This window comes from Streptomyces sp. NPDC090021 (assembly GCF_044748225.1).
Classification (GTDB): Bacteria; Actinomycetota; Actinomycetes; order Streptomycetales; family Streptomycetaceae; genus Streptomyces.
The window spans coordinates 1-16,369 of record NZ_JBIVFO010000039.1; the positions used below are offsets into that span (position 1 = coordinate 1).

A 16,369-nucleotide genomic window follows, 5' to 3' on the forward strand; every position below is an offset into this window, starting at 1 on the left:
GAACATCCCGCTTCGCGGGACGTTCCCGAAAACCGGGATTAACCCTCATAAAGCGACCCTGACGAGGTTGACCAAACAGATAGGGGCACCCCCCCCGCGTGTGCTTCATCCGCCACGCCGAGTGTTGCCATGCTGCAGTGTCCCGCGCTTCCGGAGAGGGCCTGCTCCACGGGGGAACGATGCGTTGAGGAAAGGGAGGCCAAGATCCCGTCGGGACCGTCCAGAGGCACTGGCCGCGGACATCTGCGCATGGGATCGATGGTGATGCTGCTGTCGACAGGTCCCACGGTGTTGAAGCGCTGAACCGATCCGATCCAGGTGATGAAGCGGCCGTTTCTAGGGAATTCTGTGGGGCTGCTATCCGTGGCATATGTATCGTCGTTGTCGCACACCATGAGCGCTAACCGGGTACCGGTGTCTGAGGTGTCGAGCCCTGCGGGAAGCCCTTTCGTAAAGCGTTCCGCTACGAGCCAGCCGGATTCATTTTCGGCCATCTGGGCCGAGGTGAGGGTCACTACGTACGTCATGATCGGACTCTATCGACCCCCACGACTGCAGGTGCTCGCCTGGTCCGTCAGGTGCTGCGTGGTCGCGCGGGCCCTGGTCTTGTCCAGTTCGGGGCTGGGGCCACCGAGTTGGCACCGTATGCGGCAAGTGAAGGACTGATGGAGTTGCATCGCGGCGGTGCAGCAGCCAGCCCGGATGCAAATGGTGCGACATGCCCTGCGCATGGTCGGTTGATTGATCGCGGCGGGCATCATGAGATGCGTCCGAGGGGAAGTGAGTTGGCCTGGCCCTTCCTAGACCGCGTGACGAACCGTCAGGGAAGTCAGCACTTGGTCAGCATCAGCCCCCCCACCTTCCGAACCGGCTGTCCGATGCGATCCTTGTTCGGCGGCGTCACATCAGCCTGGTGCCCACGGAAGTGCAGGCCAGGAGCCTTCTCGTCCGAGGCGATGGATTTTCCTTTGGATCTCCGACCCGACGCCCGCCGGTGTAGAGTGCAGAACGCCCTTGACCTGCAGAAAGCTGGCAGGGAGCCGTCCTCCAGGAGCTCGAATTGCTGCGCACCATGTTCAAGTCCAAGATCCACCGTGCGACGGTGACCCAGGCGGACCTGCACTACGTGGGCTCCGTCACCATCGACTCCACCCTGATGGCCGCCGCGAACCTGTTGCCCGGCGAAAAGGTCGACATCGTCGACATCGACAACGGGGCCCGCCTGAGCACCTACGTCATCGAGGGCGAGGCCGACAGCGGGGTCATCGGCATCAACGGCGCCGCGGCCCGCCTCGTCAACCCCGGCGACCTCGTCATCATCATCTCCTACGCCTCCATGAGCGAGGAGCACGCCCGCTCGTACCAACCGAGCGTGGTGTTCGTCGACGCCGACAACCGACCCGTCACGACCGGCACCGACCCCGCCGACGTACCCGAAGGATTCGGCCTGGTGCGCGGCGACACCGTCACCGCCTGACCACCCACCCCGCTCACCGGAGACCCACATGAGTGCCACCCCTGACGTCATGACCGCCTTCACCAGCGGTCTCGCGGACATCAACCTCGACGAGTCCGGCACGGCCCGCCGCGGTGAGAACGCCGCCGGCATGAAGTCCGCCAGCGCCACCATCTACGACATGGCCGCCACCCTCTCCGGCCACGGGGCCCTGTGGAACTGGGGCATGCACGACCCCGCCCTCGTCGAGGAGATCCGCGCCCGCGTGCCCGGCTTCGGCGAGCCCTGGACCGACGGCTTCAGCGAGCAGCTCTACTTCCTCGCCCTGCGCGAGCTCCCCATCGACCTCGACGACTACGCCGGACGCCACGTCCTCGAAGTCGGCTGCGGCATGGGAGAGGGCCTCAACCTCCTCTCCCGCATCGCCCCCGGCGCCCGCATGACCGGCCTGGACCTGTCACCGAAGGCCGTCGCACGGGCCACCGCCACCCTGTCCCGGGGCGACGCGCTCACCTTCGTCCACGGCGACGCGGAGGACCTGCCCTTCGAGGACGGCTCCGTGGACGTGCTCGTCAACATCGAGAGCTCGCACACCTACCCCGACCTCGGCAGGTTCCTCGCCGAGGCGGCACGCGTGCTGCGCCCCGGCGGCTTCCTCAGCCACATCGACGTCTACACCCGGCAGCGCACGGAGACCATGCGGCGCACGGCGGAGGAGACCGAGGGCCTGGAGTGGACGGCCGACCACGACATCTCGGACCGGGTCCGCGCCGCCGTCCGCCGCCGGATGGCACCCGGCAGCCACTTCCGCACCACTCTCGGCAAGCAGCGCATGAACCCGCTGGTGCGCCAGATCGCAGCGCACAGCCAGATCCTCATGTTCGGCGGCATGTTCGCGGGCTACCAGCCGCCGCCCGCCATCAAGGCGCTCAGCAAGCTGGGCATCGTGCCGTGGATGAGCGGCCTGCCGATGGAGAGCTACCGCCACCGGATCGCCGTCCGCCGATGACCCGCCGCCCCGGCCGTAACCGAAAGGAGGGAACAATGAGTCCACGACTGTTCGCCGTCGCCGCCGGCAGCGAGGACCTGCTCCGGGTCCTGCTGTACGCCCACATCGACAGGATCCGTGCCGGCCGCGAACTGCCCTCGCTCGCCCGGTACTGCCACGAGGCGGCGACGGGCACGGCCGGCATCCACCGGATCGCCTTCGTCGTCGACTCGTACGACGACCTGCGCACGCAGCTCGAAGAGGCCTGCGCGGGCGAGGTGGGGCGGGTCCCGGCCGAGGTCACGGCCCGGCGCCCCGGCCTGGTGTTCGTCTTCGCCGGGCAGGGCGCCCAGTGGTACGGGATGGGCCGCGAACTCCTCGTGCACCAGCCGGTGTTCCGTGAGGCGATGCACCACTGCGACCGGCTGGTGGGCGAGTTCGCCGGCTTCTCCGTCGTCGAGCAGCTGGAGCTGCCGGCCGAGGAGGCCCGGCTGGACGAACTGGACGTCCTCCAGCCGACGATGGTCTCCCTGCAGATCGCCCTGACGGCGCTCTGGCGCAGCTGGGGGATCACACCCGACGCGGTCGTCGGGCACAGCATGGGGGAGATCGCCGCCGCCCACACGGCCGGCGGACTGACCCTGCGCGAGGCCATGACGGTCGCCTGCCGGCGCAGCGCGCTGCTGCGCCGGATCTCCGGCAAGGGGGCGCTGGCCACGACGGAACTCTCACCCGCGCAGGCGCGGGCGGTGGCCGAGTCGAGCGGCGGCGGGATCAGCGTGGCGGGGGAGAACAGCCCCCGCTCCACCGTCCTGGCGGGGGACTCGCACTCGCTCGCCGCGCTCGTCGGCGAACTGGAGGCGCGGGACGTCTACTGCCGGGTGATCAAGGGGACGGTCGCCTCGCACAGCCACTACGTGGAGGAGCTGCGCGAGGACCTGCACGCCGCCCTGCGCACCCTGGAGCCGACCCCCACCCGCCTGCCGATGTACTCGACAGTGACGGCCGAGCCCGTGCGCGGCGCCGGGCTAGGGGCCGCGTACTGGATGCGCAACCTGCGGGAACCGGTACGGTTCGCGGCTGCGGTGGAGCATCTGGGCGCCGCGGGACACGAGGTGTTCCTTGAGGTCAGCGCCCATCCGGTGCTGTTGAGCCCGGTGCGCCAGACCCTCGAACACGGGGAACGGCAGGGATGGCTGCTGCCCTCCGGCAGGCGGCGGGCCGAGGTCCGCTCCATGCTCGCCTCGCTCGGGTCCCTGTACGCCTGCGGGCGGGAGCCGGACTGGGCCGCGCTGTTCCCGCAGGAGCGGGCGAGCTCCCTCACCCCGTACCAGGCCGCCGTACTGGAGGCGGCACGCCGGCCCCGGCCGGTACCCGCGGCGGCGGGCCGGGGCGCCGCCTGGCGCGAGTGAAACCCGAGGGGCCCCGTCCGGCCGGCCGGGGCCCCTCGGGTCAGGCGGCGCCGACCGGAGCGGCGGTGAGGCCGTACAGCCCCGCCTCCCGGCGCAGCACGCCGAGGTCGACGAGGGCCCGGCGCAGGGACACGGCGTCCAGGACACCGCCCTCGCACCACGGCTCCAGACGCTCCGTCACCGTGCGCTCGTCGTAGTCCTCGCCCGGGGTGAAGGTGGCCTCCCCCACGTGCCGCAGCACCGTGCGCCGCGCCTCGTGGTCGGCCTCTTCGGGCAGACCCACCAGTACCCGGTCGCGTACGAAGCCGCGCAGCCGGGCGTCGGGCTGCTCGGCGGCGGCCTCTTCCTCACGGCGGCGGGCAGCGGTCTGCGCCGCCTCCTCCAGGGCGCCTTCGTTGACGACGAGCCGGCCGCGCCCCTCGGGCACGAGCAGACCCGTCCGGGTCAGCTGCCCGATGGCCTTGGCCGCCACCGGGGTGTCGAGCCCCGCGGCCTTGAGGATCTCGGACGAGGTGGACGAGCCGAGCGCGACCGCGGAGAAGACGCGGCGCAGTGTCGGGTCGGACAGCACGAGGGTGAATTCGTCAGGTGTCATCATGTCCGCGTTCCCGCCGGTGCGGACCGGCGTGGCGCCCGGGCGCCGCGCCGGCCGGGACCTTCGGGTCAGCGCCCCTTCCGCTTGATCTTGATGCTGGCCAGGTCGGTGGAGACCGACTTCAGGTCGAGGCATCCGGCGCCGAGCTTGGCGACGGCCGCCACGGCGAGCTCCTCGGCCTGCGACAGGACGAGCTCCTCGGTGTCGTCGTCGGTCGCGGGGATCAGCACGCGGAAGGTGAACCCGTGCAGTCCGCGCTCGTAGTTCACCGTGCCCTCCTCGGTGAACCGGGCGCTGAGCACGCCGTGGTTGTCGGCCTGGGCGAGCAGCGATGCGCGCTGCTCCTCGTCGAGGGGCGCGAACTTGCCCCGGGTGAGGACCTGGTAGGTCGTACTGCTGCTCATGATGGGAGGTCTCCAGAGGTGGTTCTCGGGTTCGACTGGTCGTCAGAGGCGCGGCACATTAGGCCATTTCCTCCCGCCGGACCCGGTGGTGCGGCAGGAGCAGGACGAGGGCGGTGACCGGGACGAGGCCACCGGCCGCCCAGTACAGCGTCTCGCTGTAGGTGGACACGAACGTCTTCGCGCGGATCTCGCCGAGCGCGCCATTGATCGTATCCCGGGTGCCGCCGTCGGCGCCCTGCACCAGGGAGGAGCACGTGTCCGGAACCTTGGCCAGGTCGTCCTGGCCGAGTGCCTCGGTCGCGCAGTCCTGGAGGTCCGCGGCCTGCTGGGGCGACACCGACTGCACGGTGGGGGCGACCCGTTCGGCCTGCGGCCCGGCGTTGGCCGCGAGCGCCGCGAAGAAGAGGCTGCCGAGGACCGCCACGCCGAGCGCGGCACCGAGCTGGCCGGTGGCGTTGATGATGCCGGAGGCGGCGCCGGCCTCCTGCGGCGGGACCTCCCTGAGGACCAGCGCCGTCAGCGGGGGCATGAGCAGACCCATGCCGGAGCCGATCAGGAGCATCGACGGGATCGCGTGCCAGGAGGTGATGTCCGTACCGAAGTGGTCGGCCGCCCAGGCGTAGGAGACGATGCCCGCGAACATCAGGACGGCCCCCGCGAGCAGGCAGTAACGGCCGTAGAGCGGGGCGAACCTGCGGACGGCGAGACCGCCGACGACCGGCACGCACAGGGAGAACGGGATCGCCGTCAGACCGGTGTGCAGGGCCGACCAGCCGAGACCGGCCTGGAGGTAGAGGGTCCAGCTGAGGAAGAAGCCGGCGGGGATGGCGCTGAAGAGGAGCTGCACGCCGATGCCGGCGCCGAACGCGCGGACCTTGAACAGGGCCAGCGTCACCAGCGGCGAGCCGTCCTTGCGGGTCTTGTGGCGTTCGTAGACCACGAACAGCACGAGGACGGGGGCGGCGGAGGCGAGCGAGACGACGCTCCAGAGCGGCCAGTCGAGTTCGCGGCCGAGGGTCAGCGGCACCATGAGCAGCAGCAGTCCGAGGATCACCAGCAGCATGCCGATGATGTCCAGGCGCTTCGCGTGGGGGGAGCTCGACTCCCGCATCCACTTCGCGGCGCCGATCAGGGCCACCACGCCGACGGGCAGGTTCACCACGAAGATGCTGCGCCAGCCGAGGTCCAGCGGGCTCCAGCTGATCAGGGCGCCGCCGATGAGGGGACCGGAGACGATGGCCAGGCCGACCATGCTCGCGTAGAGGCTGACGACGCGGCCGATCTCCTGGGGGGCGAAGGAGACGTGGATGAGCGCGAGCACCTGGGGCACCATGATCGCGGCGGTGAGGCCCTGGAGCGCGCGGGCGACGACGAGTAATTCGGTGGTGGGCGCCGCGGCACACACGGCGGACGCGAGGACGAAGCCGCTGACGCCGATGAGGAACATCCGCTTGCGGCCGAAGATGTCACCGAGCCGGCCGCCGGTGATCAGCAGGACCGCGAAGCTCAGGGTGTAGCCGGCCGTCATCGCCTGGATGGCGACGGTCGAGGCGCCGAGGTCGCGTTGGATGCTCGGGATCGCCACGGTGATGATGTTGGCGTCGAGCAGGTCCATGAAGGTGGCGACCAGCAGGACGGTCAGCGCGAGCCACCGCTTCGGGTCGGGCTCGGGCGCGTCGGGGGTGGCAGGTGGGCCGGCGTTCGCCGGCTTTTCTGCCTGCCCTGCCTTGTTCATGGGTTCTTCTCCAGGTTCTCGATCGGGGGTTCGGCGGTGGGTTCCGCGGGGGGTTCGGCAGCGGTTGCGGTGCTGCGGGCGAGTGCGGTCCAGGACTTCATCAGGAGTTCCACCACGTCCACGACGGAGTCCATGCCGCTGTCGGCGGGGGAGAGCACGCGCTGGATGGACAGTCCGTCGTTCAGCGCGTGCACGATCAGGGCCAGCAGCTCAACGGGAGCCGGCGTGCTCACGCCGCGCGCGGTGAAGCCTTGCTCCAGCGACTGGGCGATGGCCTCGCGGGAGCGGCGCTCGCGGTCCGCCAGTACGGGCAGCAGCTCCGGGTCGCGCAGCCCGTAGAGCCAGAGTTCGGTGCGCAGGGCGAGCCAGCTGGCGAGGTTCTCGTCGCGCCGGCGGTGCCAGGAGCGGAGGTGGTCGAGCATCTCCTCGAAGGTGGCCGCCTGGCGGCTCATCGCCTGGATCTCTTCCAGCTCGTGCTGGGTCCGCTGTTCGAGCAGGGCGAGGACGAGCTCGTGCTTGCCCTCGAAGTTGCCGTAGAACGCGCCCCGGGTGTAGCCGGCGGCCTCGACGATCTGCTCCACCGAGGTGCCGCTGACCCCTTGGCCGGCGAAGAGTGCGGCCGCCGACTGAAGGATCTGCTCGCGGGTGACCTGCCGGCTCTGCTGCCGGGTGAGTCGCTTGGTGATGGTGATCGCCTCCTTGACGCGCTTCCCAGATACGAGACTGTATCCCAATACAGAGATGTATCTGAAACGCATTCAGGGAGGGCGGCCGCGCCGCGGGGGCGCACATGCGAACGGGCTGCCACCGGTGCCCGAAGGCGTGGTGGCAGCCCGTGGCCGAGTCGCAGGGTCAGCCGGAGGCCGGTGCCGGGACCCGGAAGCGGTTGATGGCGTCGAGGTGTTGGGCGCGCAGTTCGTGGTCGCGGACGCCCAGGCCCTCCCCGGGGGCCGGCGCGAGGACCCCCACCTTGCCGTGGTGGAGGTTGCGGTGGACGTCGTACAGGGCCTGGCCGGTGTCCTCCAGCGCGTAGACCTTGGACAGCGTGGGGTGGATCCTGCCCTTGGAGATCAGCCGGTTCGACTCCCAGGACTCCCGGTAGTTCGCGAAGTGGGAGGAGGGCGGCTCAGCGCACCAGACGGTGCATCAGCCGGGCCAGTTCGGCCGTCGGGTCGGCCGTGAGGCCGCCGTGCACGGGTCCGGTCTGGACGACCGCGCTGCGTGGGGCCGTCAGCCAGCCGAACCGCGAGCGCAGCGTGCCGGCTCCGGCCTGGCCGGCCTTCGGCTCGCCCGCGCAGATGGCGCGGATCGCTTCGAGCGCGTCGGTGACACCGGTCAGGTCGACCTCGGGGTCCAGGGCGCGCAGGCGTGCGGCGTCGACGTGGATCTCGGCCGCGAGGAAGTCGGCCTGCTTGCAGTAGAGCAGCGCGCCGACGTTGATCCGCTCGCCGCGGTCCACGCGGGGAACGGCCTGCAGCAGCGCGTAGTCGAAACCGAGGGAGGGCGAGACATGAGTGCTCATGCCGCCACCTCCGGCCACCAGGCGCGCTCACCCGCGAGACGGGCCAGCAGGTATTCGCAGTAGCGTTCGCGCAGGGTTTGCGGGTCCGCGCCGTTCGCCGAGTTCATGGTGACCAGGAAGTCGTCGGGCACGAGTCCGAGGATCCGCTCCAGCGCCTCCGGCGTCACGAGGGCGGCCAGCTCGGCGTCGAGGGCGTCGAGGACCGGGGGAGCCAGCGTGGACACCCGCTCGGACAGGACGTGCGAGCCCAGTCCGTAGTCCCGGTTGGCCCAGCCGTCCACCGACGGCCACGAGTGCTGGAAGATCAGCGCCGCGCCGTGGTCGATCGCCCACAACTGGCGGTGCCAGATGAGGAGGTTGGGGTTGGACCAGGTGCGGTCCACATTGGCCGTCAGGGCGTCCAGCCAGTAGATCCGGGCGGACTCCTCCGCCGGAGCCCGCCAGGCGATGCCGTCGTAGCCGACCGAGCCGGGCAGGAAGTCCATGGCCAGATTGGGGCCGGTGCTGGCCTGGAGGAGCTGTTGCACCTCCTGGTCCGGCTCGCGGCGGGCCAGTTCGGCGTCCACGTCGAGGAGGACCAGGTCGGGGACCCGGATGCCGAGGTGCCGGCCGAGCTCGCCGACCACGATCTCGGCGACGAGAGCCGCGCTTCCCTGGCCGGCTCCCCGGAACTTGACGACATAAGTGCCGTCATTGTCGGCCTCGACGATACCGGGGAGTGAACCGCCCTCGCGCAGGGCCGTCAAATATTGCGTTCCTTTTACTTCTTGCAGCATGTCGATCACCCTACTGGCGCAAGATGGGCCCTCCAAGGGTGTGATCGAGTTCCGGCCATTGGCCCGGCGGCCCCGTGCGGGTCGGCTGCGCGGGGGTTCGGCGAGTTAATTGGCTGATTTCCTGCGGAACCCAGCAAGCGAATGCGCCCGCATCCCATGAATTTCAGCCACTCGTCGACAGTGGCCGGAATCCAGGGTGTCATCACCGGTTACCGGACGTCGCGGGTGCGGGGACGGCCGGTACGACGATCCCCGTCGCCACGTACTCGACGCCCTCCCGGACGACGGTTCGCCAGTGCCCGGTGAAGGTGTTCACCCGGCGCCCGCCGACCACCGGGCCCGGCACGTGCAGCGAGCTGCTGAAGGTCCCCTGCTCCGGATCGGGGGTGATGGTGCAGTCGCTGAAATCCAGCAGCCGGCCCATCAGCGGGAAGCACGTCTTGTACGTGCTCTCCTTCGCGCTGAACAGGAGCCGGTCCCAGGCCACGGCGGGATGGGACAGCGTGAGGCGGTCCAGGGTGCGCCGCTCCTCGGGCGAGGCCACCATCCTCTCGACGCCCCTGGGCAGCACGGAGTTCGGTTCCGCGTCGATCCCGACCGCGGCGACCGCCGTGGTCCTGGCGACCGCCGCCGCCCGGTAGCCGGGGCAGTGGGTCATGCTGCCCGCGACGCCCTCGGGCCAGGCCGGAGCCCCGGCGGGACCGGGGAGGATCGGTCCGGGTGGCATCCCGAGCCGGGCCAGGGCCGTGCGGGCGCACAGCCGGACAGTGGCGAATTCTCGACGGCGCTTGTCGACCGCGCGCTTCACCCTGTCCGCTTCCTCCGGGTACAGGTGGATGTCCGGCGGGTCGGCGAACAGTTCCACGATCTCGACGTCCGGCAGCGTACCGACGAGTAGGCCGGGCCCCCCGGCGACGGGGTACGGCTCGGGCCCCGGCCCCGTGGGGGGTACGGGGTTCACGTCATCCGGCCAGGTCGGCCCGGGTTTCCGTCCCGGATGGCGGATGCCGGGATCCGGCTCTGGAATTCCTGACACGAGCGCCCCCTCCACTTGCGTAACCACGCATGATCATCCACGATGCATTCTCGCCGGTCCTCGAATTCCGGTGACGGGAAAGAGGGCCTGGCCGAGGGTAGTTTCAGTAGTCAACCACCTCGGTGGTCACTGTGCTATACAGGGCCTTGCGGGAGTGGTTTCAATGGTCAACTACTTCGGTGGCCGGTGTGCTAGACAGGTTCAGGGAAATGCATCGGGGGATGTGGATGATTCAGCGCTGCCATCAGTCGTGGTCGCATCCGGGTCGGGTTGCACGCCGGCCCGCAGCGGCCGCCGAGCGCACTGCGGCCGGACGGGCACCCATATGCTGACCCGCCGGATCGTCCTCGGCCTTCCCGCACTCTCCGTCGGCGGCCTCTCCGAGAACTGGCTGTTACGCGAAGCCGGCGACCTCCACTGGTCGCTGATCGGCGAGCACTTCGGTCTCCCCGTCGCCGAACTCGCCGACGCCGGCGGCGAACGGCTGCTGCCCGCCTTCACGCGTGCCCGGCTCACCGCCGCGGACTCCCTCCGCTTCTTCACCGAGCACGACGAGGGAGAACTGACCGGCACGCTCGCCCGACTCGACGAGCACGCCTTCGCCAGCGACATCCGCTTCGCCACGCCCACGACGTCGGTCGACGTCCGGCTCCTGACCTCCTTCGTGCGCAGGGGCCCCGGCAACTGGCTCGTCCCCGGCACCCCGCGGCACGAAGGCCGCGGTCCCGTGGCGGACGCGAGCACGGAACACCGCCACTTCCAGGACGAGTTCCGGGCCCTGACCCGGCTGGAGCCCGACGGCGCCACCGGCCTCTACGCCGACACGTACGAACTGAACCCCTTCGCGGACGTGAACGCGGCGGGCCTGCTCTACTTCGCCTCGTACCCGCACATCAACGACCGCGGCGAGCGCAAGTACGTACGGTCGGTGGTGCCCGGAGGCGAGTGGGCCGTCGACGCCGTCACCCTCAGCCGGGACATCGTCTACCTCGGCAACTGCGACCTGGCCGACGCCGTGCGCTACCGCCTGGACGGGTGCCGCCGGGAGTCGGGGGACCGGGTGGTCCTCACCTCCTCCCTCCTGCGCGAGCGCGACGGCCGGACACTCGCCCGACTGGAGACCGTCAAGCGGCTCGTCCGGCCCGAGGCCTTCGCGGCCCTCCCGGGCGACGGCGCGGCCCCGATCGCGATCGGGGCCGCCGCTCCTGCTGCCTCCGAGCCGCCGCGCGCCTCCCTGCCCGAAGACCTCGAGAACCGGCTCCTGGCCCTGCTGGAGGCCGTGCTCGGGGAGCCCGCAGGCTCGCTGACCGCCGACGACGACCTGCGCCCGCGCGGACTGGACAGCCTGTCCCTGTCGGAGGCCGCCGTACGCGCCGAGGACGAGATCGGCTGCGAGATCGACCCCAGCACCCTGTTCCAGGCGTTCACGGTCACCGCCATGGCCCGCGTCCTGCGCGGCGAACGCCCGGTTCCGGCCGCGGCCCCGCCGTCGGCAGCGCCGGCCGCCGTACCGTCGGCGGCGGACGGCGCCGCCCTGCCGATCGCCGTGATCGGCATGGCCGGCCGGTTCCCCGGCGCGCCGAGCGTGCCCGAACTGTGGGACCTCCTGGGCCGCGACGAGGACGCCGTCCGCGACGTTCCCGCCGACCGCTGGAACGCGGCCGACCACCCCGGGCTGATCGGCAAGGCGGCCCTGCTCGACGACATCCGCGGCTTCGACCACGAGTTCTTCTCCATCAGCCCCCGTGAGGCCGCCCTGATGGACCCCCAGCAGCGGCTGCTGCTGGAGACCGTGTGGGCGACGGCCGAGGACGCCGGATGCGATCCGGCCTCGCTCACCGGCAGCCGCACCGGCGTCTACGCGGGCGTGTGCCACTCCGACTACGCCGCGCTGATCGCCCGGCACGCCGGACGGGACGAGCCGCACCTGAGCGTCGCGGTCTCACCCTCCCTGGTGGCCAACCGCGTCTCGTACGCACTCGGCCTGCGCGGGCCCAGCGTCGCCGTGGACACCCTCTGCTCCTCGTCCCTGGTCGCCGTCGCACAGGCCGTCGCCGCGCTGCGCGCCGGCACCTGCGACCAGGCGTTCGCGGGAGGCGTCAACGTCCTGTGCGACCCCGCCCGGCAACACGCCTACCAGCGCACGGGCGTCCTGAGTCCGCGCGGCCGCTGCCACACCTTCGACGAGGACGCGGACGGGTACGTCCGGGGCGAGGGCGTCGCCGCCCTGCTGCTCAAGCCGCTGGACCGGGCACTGGCCGACGGCGACCGCGTGCACGCGGTGATCCGCGGCGTGGCCGTCAACCACGGCGGGCAGGCCCAGTCCTTCACCGCCCCCAACCCGGACGCGCAGGCCGACCTGCTCGTCGCCGCCTACAACGAGGCGGGCGTCGACCCCCGCACCGTCGGCTACATCGAGGCGCACGGCACTGGCACGCGCCTGGGTGACCCGATCGAAGTCTCCGGCATGGTCGCCGCGTTCGAGCGCCTCTACGCGCAGTGGGGTCTCGCCCGGCCCGCCGAGCCGCACTGCGCGGTCGGCTCGGTCAAGACGAGCATCGGCCACCTGGAGGCGGCCGCCGGAATCGCCGGCATGGTCAAGGTGATCCTGGCCATGAGGCACCGTACGCTGCCGGCCGCGCGCAACCTGAACCGCCCGAACCGGATGATCAAGATCGACGGTACTCCGCTGCGGCTCCAACGCGACCGCAGCGCATGGGAGTCGCCCGCAGACGGCGGCCCGCTGCGGGCCGGAGTCAGCTCCTTCGGGATGGGCGGCACCAACGCGCACGTGGTCCTGGAGGAAGGTCCCCGCGCGGCGGCGGCCCCCGCCACGACCGCTCCGGTGGTCGTGCCCGTCTCCGCCCGGACCCCGCAGGCACTGCGGGAGGCCGTGGCCCGGCTGCTGGAGGCGGTCCGCGCACCGGACGCCCCGCCGCTCGCGTCGATCGCGCGGACCCTGCACACCGGGCGCGCGGCACTGCCGTTCCGCGTCGCCGTCGAGGCCTCGGACCTCGGCGAACTCGCCGCGCGGCTCGCCTCGGTACTCGACACCCCGCCGAACGCGCCCGTGAACGGGCAGTCCGAGGGGGCGGAACCGGCCCGGTCGGCCCCGGACGCACCGCCCGTGTCCCTGCCGACCTACCCCTTCGGCCGCGACCAGCACTGGGTGGCACCCGTCGCGGGCGCGGAACTCCTCACCACCGAGTGGGCGGACGCACCCGCGCCCGACACCGGCGAGACCGGCCGGCTGCTGGTCGTCACCACCGACCCGGAACTGGCCCGTACGGTGCTCGGGGAACGCGCCGTCGCGCACGTCCCGGGGGATCCCGTCCCCGACCTGGCCGGCCTCGGCGGGATCGTCGACCTCGTCGACTGGTCCGCCCCCGGCGCCCTCGTCACCGAGCGCATCGCCCTGCTGCAGCGGACGCTCACCTCGAACCCCCGCGTCGGGCTGCGCTGCGTCCACGTCAGCGGCGCCGAACGCTCCGCGCTCGCGGGCTTCTACCGCTCCCTGTCCGGCGAGTTCCAGGCCCTTCACGGCCGCACCGTGCGCGTCGACGGCGGCGCCGCCGAACTCGCCGCCGCCGTCCGGGCCGAGACCGGCGCCGTCGACCGGGAGACGGAGATCCGGTACGAGGGCACGCGCCGCCGCCGGCCCGTGGCCGCCTTCGCCCCGGCGCGGGCCGCCGAGGACCTGCTCGCGGGCGTCGACCGGGGCGCCGTGCTCATCACCGGCGGCCTCGGCGGCATCGGACTGCGCCTCGCGGCGCACCTGGCCGACCGGGGAGCCCGCCACATCGTGCTCGTCGGCCGTTCCCGGGTGCCGGTCCGCAACCAGTGGGCCGCCCTCGTCGCCGCACCCGCCACGGACCCGGTGCTGCGCGCCCGCCTCACGGCGCTGCTCGCCCTCGTCGAGCGAGGGGTGACGCTGACCGTACGGACCGACGCCCTGGAGGACGTCGCCTCCCTGCGCCGGCTGATCGGCCGGGTCAGGAAGCAGGCCGGCGGGATCGACGCCGTCTTCCACTGCGCCGGGGTGATGGACCCGCCCACGTCCTTCCTGTCCCGCACGCCCGAGGAGATCTCCCGGGTGCTGCGGCCCAAGACCGACGGGCTGCGGGTGCTCTGGTCGGCCTTCGGGTCCACGCCACCCCGGCTCATGGTGCTGTTCTCCTCCGTCGCCGGAGCGCTGCCCTCCCTCGCCGCGGGCCACCTGGACTACGCGGCGGCGAACGGCGTGCTCGACGACTTCGCCGCCGCCCACGACACCGGCGCCTCCGGGTGCGTGGTGCGCGCCCTGCGCTGGCCCCTGTGGCGGGGCGTGGGCATGGGGCTGGAGCGTACGAGTGCGAGCGGCGCGCTCGGCATCCCCGACCTCGCCGCCCACGACGCTCTGGAACTGCTCGACCTCGCCCTGCGGGTGCCCGGCGACCCCGTGTCCCTGCCCTGCCGGGTGGAGCGCGCCGCCGTGGCCGCCGACGAGCTGTTCCTGGCACCGCGGCGCTCTGCGGAACCGCGCCCGGCGGTGCCGGCCGTGGCCGTGCGGGCGGCGACCGCGCAGACGGTGACCGCATCGGCCGCGACCGCATCGGCCATGGCCGGTGCGGCCGAGACCGCACCGTACGGCGCGTCCGCCCCGGCGGCGGCGCCGGACTGGCTGTACGCCGTCGTGGCCCGCACCACCAAGGTCGACCCCGGCCTGCTGGGTGCCGGCACCCTGCTCGGTGACATCGGCGTGGACTCGCTGCTGATGGCCGAACTCGTGCGCGACCTGGAGGAGATCCTCGGCCACCCGGTCGATCCGAGCCTCCTCCAGGAGCACCCGACGCTCGGCGGCCTCGCCGCAGCGCTCGGCGCGCCCCCCGCCGCCCTCGTACCCGAGCCCGCCGGCCCGCCCGCCCCCGCGGCGCAGGCACAGCCGGACCGGGCCGAACCGCGGGCCCAGGTCGAACCCCGGGTCCAGGCCCCGCTCCCGACCCCGCTCCCGGACGGGCGGCCCACGCCCATCGCCGTGATCGGGATGGGCTGTCGCCTGCCGGGCGCAGCCGACCCGGCGCAGTTCTGGGACGCGCTGCTGGCGGGCCGCGACATGGTCACCGAGGTGCCGGCCGACCGCTGGGACGTGGCCTCCTTCTACAGCCCGGACGGCGGACGGGGACGCAGCCAAGGCAAATGGGGCGGATTCCTGGACGACGCAGCCCTGTTCGACCCGGAGTTCTTCGGGTTCGACGCCGAGGGGGCACGCCACCTGGACCCGCTGGCGCGCAAGGCGCTGGAGGTGTCCGTGGAATGCCTGCGGGACGCCGGGTACCGCGAGGACGAGGTACGGGGAGGGGCGGTCGGCGTCTTCGTCGGCACGCGCACGGGCAACCACCGCGCGCACCTGCAGCCCCCCGAGCGGCCCTACATCGCCGGCGTCAACCAGAACTTCGTCGCCGCCCACATCTCGCACTTCCTGGACCTGACGGGGCCGAACCTCGTGGTCGACAGCGCGTGTTCCTCGTCGCTGGTGACCATCCACCTGGCCGCGCAGAGCCTGGCGGCGGGGGAGTCGTCGATGGCCCTGGCCGGAGGCGTGGACCTGCTGTTCGACGAGGAGCCCTACCTCATGCTCAGTGCCGGCAAGGCGCTGTCGCCCAGCGGCCGCTGCCGTACCTTCGACGAGTCCGCCGACGGCCTCGTGCCGGGCGAGGGCGCCGGCATGGTGCTGCTCAAGCGCCTCGACGACGCCCTGCACGACGGAGACCGGGTGCTGGCCGTGATCGAGTCCTCGGGCGTCAACAACGACGGCCGGACCATGGGGCACACCACGCCGAGCGGCCGCGCCCAACGGGCCCTGATCTCCGGTGTACTGGAGCGCGCCGGGGCCGACGCCCGCACCGTCGGCTACGTCGAGGCCCACGGCACCGGCACGATGATCGGCGACCCGATCGAGCTCCAGGCCCTGACCGCCGTGCACCGGACGTACACCGAGGACCGCGGCTACTGCGGCATCGGCAGCGTCAAGAGCTCGATGGGGCACCTGCTCAGCGCGGCGGGCGTCGCCGGGTTCATCAAGGCGGTGCAGATCCTGCGGCACGGCCGGCTCGTGCCCACCCTGCACTGCGACCGGCCCAACCCGCGCTTCGCCTTCGCCGACTCGCCCTTCTTCCCCGTCACCCGGGTCACGGACCTGCCGGCCGGGAGCCGGGTGGGCGTCAGCGCCTTCGGCTTCGGAGGCACCAACGCCCACGTCCTGCTGGGCCCCGGCGCCCCCGGGGAACCCGGACGGCCGGCGCTGCCGAAGCCCGCCTACCGGCGCAGCAGATTCTGGCGCCGGCCCACCGCACCCGGACCGGCCCCCGCGCCGGTCCGCTCGGCCCGGCTCGACCTGACCTTCCCGTAACCCGGCGCGGCCGGGCCCGAACACGCCCCCGCATCGCCGACCACCAGGAGAGAACAC

The 16,369-nt window shown here is 72.1% G+C and carries 11 protein-coding genes and 1 pseudogene; 4 read left to right on the top strand and 8 right to left on the bottom strand.

Features of this window, described 5'->3' with window-relative positions:
• Positions 1-1,060 precede the first annotated feature (1,060 nt).
• Genes panD through ACIPXC_RS27265 form a run of 3 tightly spaced genes read left to right on the top strand, consistent with a single transcriptional unit; the run spans position 1,061 to position 3,856 of the window.
• Positions 1,061-1,477, top strand: a complete 417-nt coding sequence (panD, locus tag ACIPXC_RS27255) for an aspartate 1-decarboxylase (RefSeq protein WP_401623454.1) — start codon at positions 1,061-1,063, stop codon at positions 1,475-1,477.
• A 28-nt stretch (positions 1,478-1,505) separates the two neighbouring features.
• The gene (locus tag ACIPXC_RS27260; protein WP_401623456.1) at positions 1,506-2,465 is read left to right on the top strand and encodes a class I SAM-dependent methyltransferase; all 960 of its coding nucleotides are present in this window, start codon (positions 1,506-1,508) and stop codon (positions 2,463-2,465) included.
• 35 nt (positions 2,466-2,500) lie between these two features.
• Positions 2,501-3,856 carry an acyltransferase domain-containing protein gene (locus ACIPXC_RS27265; RefSeq protein ID WP_401623458.1) on the top strand — a complete coding sequence of 452 codons (1,356 nt, stop codon included), beginning with the start codon at positions 2,501-2,503 and terminating at the stop codon, positions 3,854-3,856.
• Between the two features lie 40 nt (positions 3,857-3,896).
• On the opposite strand, the gene ACIPXC_RS27270 is transcribed toward ACIPXC_RS27265, so the two are convergent.
• The 8 genes and pseudogenes from ACIPXC_RS27270 to ACIPXC_RS27305 form a co-directional block, all read right to left on the bottom strand.
• Positions 3,897-4,454, bottom strand: a complete 558-nt coding sequence (locus tag ACIPXC_RS27270; protein WP_401623460.1) for a DUF2087 domain-containing protein — start codon at positions 4,452-4,454, stop codon at positions 3,897-3,899.
• 65 nt (positions 4,455-4,519) lie between these two features.
• Positions 4,520-4,855: a DUF6204 family protein gene (locus tag ACIPXC_RS27275; RefSeq protein WP_401623462.1), complete on the bottom strand. Its 336-nt coding sequence runs from the start codon at positions 4,853-4,855 to the stop codon at positions 4,520-4,522.
• Between the two features lie 58 nt (positions 4,856-4,913).
• Positions 4,914-6,590, bottom strand: a complete 1,677-nt coding sequence (locus tag ACIPXC_RS27280; protein ID WP_401623464.1) for an MFS transporter — start codon at positions 6,588-6,590, stop codon at positions 4,914-4,916.
• Positions 6,587-7,324, bottom strand: a complete 738-nt coding sequence (locus tag ACIPXC_RS27285; protein ID WP_401623466.1) for a TetR/AcrR family transcriptional regulator — start codon at positions 7,322-7,324, stop codon at positions 6,587-6,589. The genes ACIPXC_RS27280 and ACIPXC_RS27285 overlap by 4 nt, the downstream gene beginning before the upstream one ends.
• Before the next feature lie 118 nt (positions 7,325-7,442).
• Positions 7,443-7,706 (bottom strand): annotated as a pseudogene (locus tag ACIPXC_RS27290) (crotonyl-CoA carboxylase/reductase); the annotation flags it as partial.
• Between the two features lie 10 nt (positions 7,707-7,716).
• Positions 7,717-8,112, bottom strand: a complete 396-nt coding sequence (locus ACIPXC_RS27295) for a DUF3037 domain-containing protein (RefSeq protein WP_401623468.1) — start codon at positions 8,110-8,112, stop codon at positions 7,717-7,719.
• The gene (locus tag ACIPXC_RS27300) at positions 8,109-8,888 is read right to left on the bottom strand and encodes a HipA family kinase (RefSeq protein WP_382506817.1); all 780 of its coding nucleotides are present in this window, start codon (positions 8,886-8,888) and stop codon (positions 8,109-8,111) included. The genes ACIPXC_RS27295 and ACIPXC_RS27300 overlap by 4 nt, the downstream gene beginning before the upstream one ends.
• A 202-nt stretch (positions 8,889-9,090) precedes the next feature.
• Positions 9,091-9,849: a 4'-phosphopantetheinyl transferase gene (locus ACIPXC_RS27305; RefSeq protein WP_401623470.1), complete on the bottom strand. Its 759-nt coding sequence runs from the start codon at positions 9,847-9,849 to the stop codon at positions 9,091-9,093.
• A 400-nt stretch (positions 9,850-10,249) separates the two neighbouring features.
• Here ACIPXC_RS27305 and ACIPXC_RS27310 point away from each other — a divergent pair, with 400 nt between their 5' ends.
• Entirely contained in the window at positions 10,250-16,312 is a 6,063-nt protein-coding gene (locus ACIPXC_RS27310; RefSeq protein ID WP_401623472.1) for a beta-ketoacyl synthase N-terminal-like domain-containing protein, read from the top strand.
• The last annotated feature ends 57 nt before the right edge of the window (positions 16,313-16,369 follow it).

Coding starts and splice junctions, on each gene's coding strand:
- ACIPXC_RS27275 (WP_401623462.1), bottom strand. CDS start 4,855: ATGAGCAGCAGTACGACCTACCAGGTCCTCACCCGGGGCAAGTTCGCG.
- ACIPXC_RS27310 (WP_401623472.1), top strand. CDS start 10,250: ATGCTGACCCGCCGGATCGTCCTCGGCCTTCCCGCACTCTCCGTCGGC.
- ACIPXC_RS27300 (WP_382506817.1), bottom strand. CDS start 8,888: ATGCTGCAAGAAGTAAAAGGAACGCAATATTTGACGGCCCTGCGCGAG.
- ACIPXC_RS27270 (WP_401623460.1), bottom strand. CDS start 4,454: ATGATGACACCTGACGAATTCACCCTCGTGCTGTCCGACCCGACACTG.
- ACIPXC_RS27260 (WP_401623456.1), top strand. CDS start 1,506: ATGAGTGCCACCCCTGACGTCATGACCGCCTTCACCAGCGGTCTCGCG.
- ACIPXC_RS27280 (WP_401623464.1), bottom strand. CDS start 6,590: ATGAACAAGGCAGGGCAGGCAGAAAAGCCGGCGAACGCCGGCCCACCT.
- ACIPXC_RS27295 (WP_401623468.1), bottom strand. CDS start 8,112: ATGAGCACTCATGTCTCGCCCTCCCTCGGTTTCGACTACGCGCTGCTG.
- ACIPXC_RS27265 (WP_401623458.1), top strand. CDS start 2,501: ATGAGTCCACGACTGTTCGCCGTCGCCGCCGGCAGCGAGGACCTGCTC.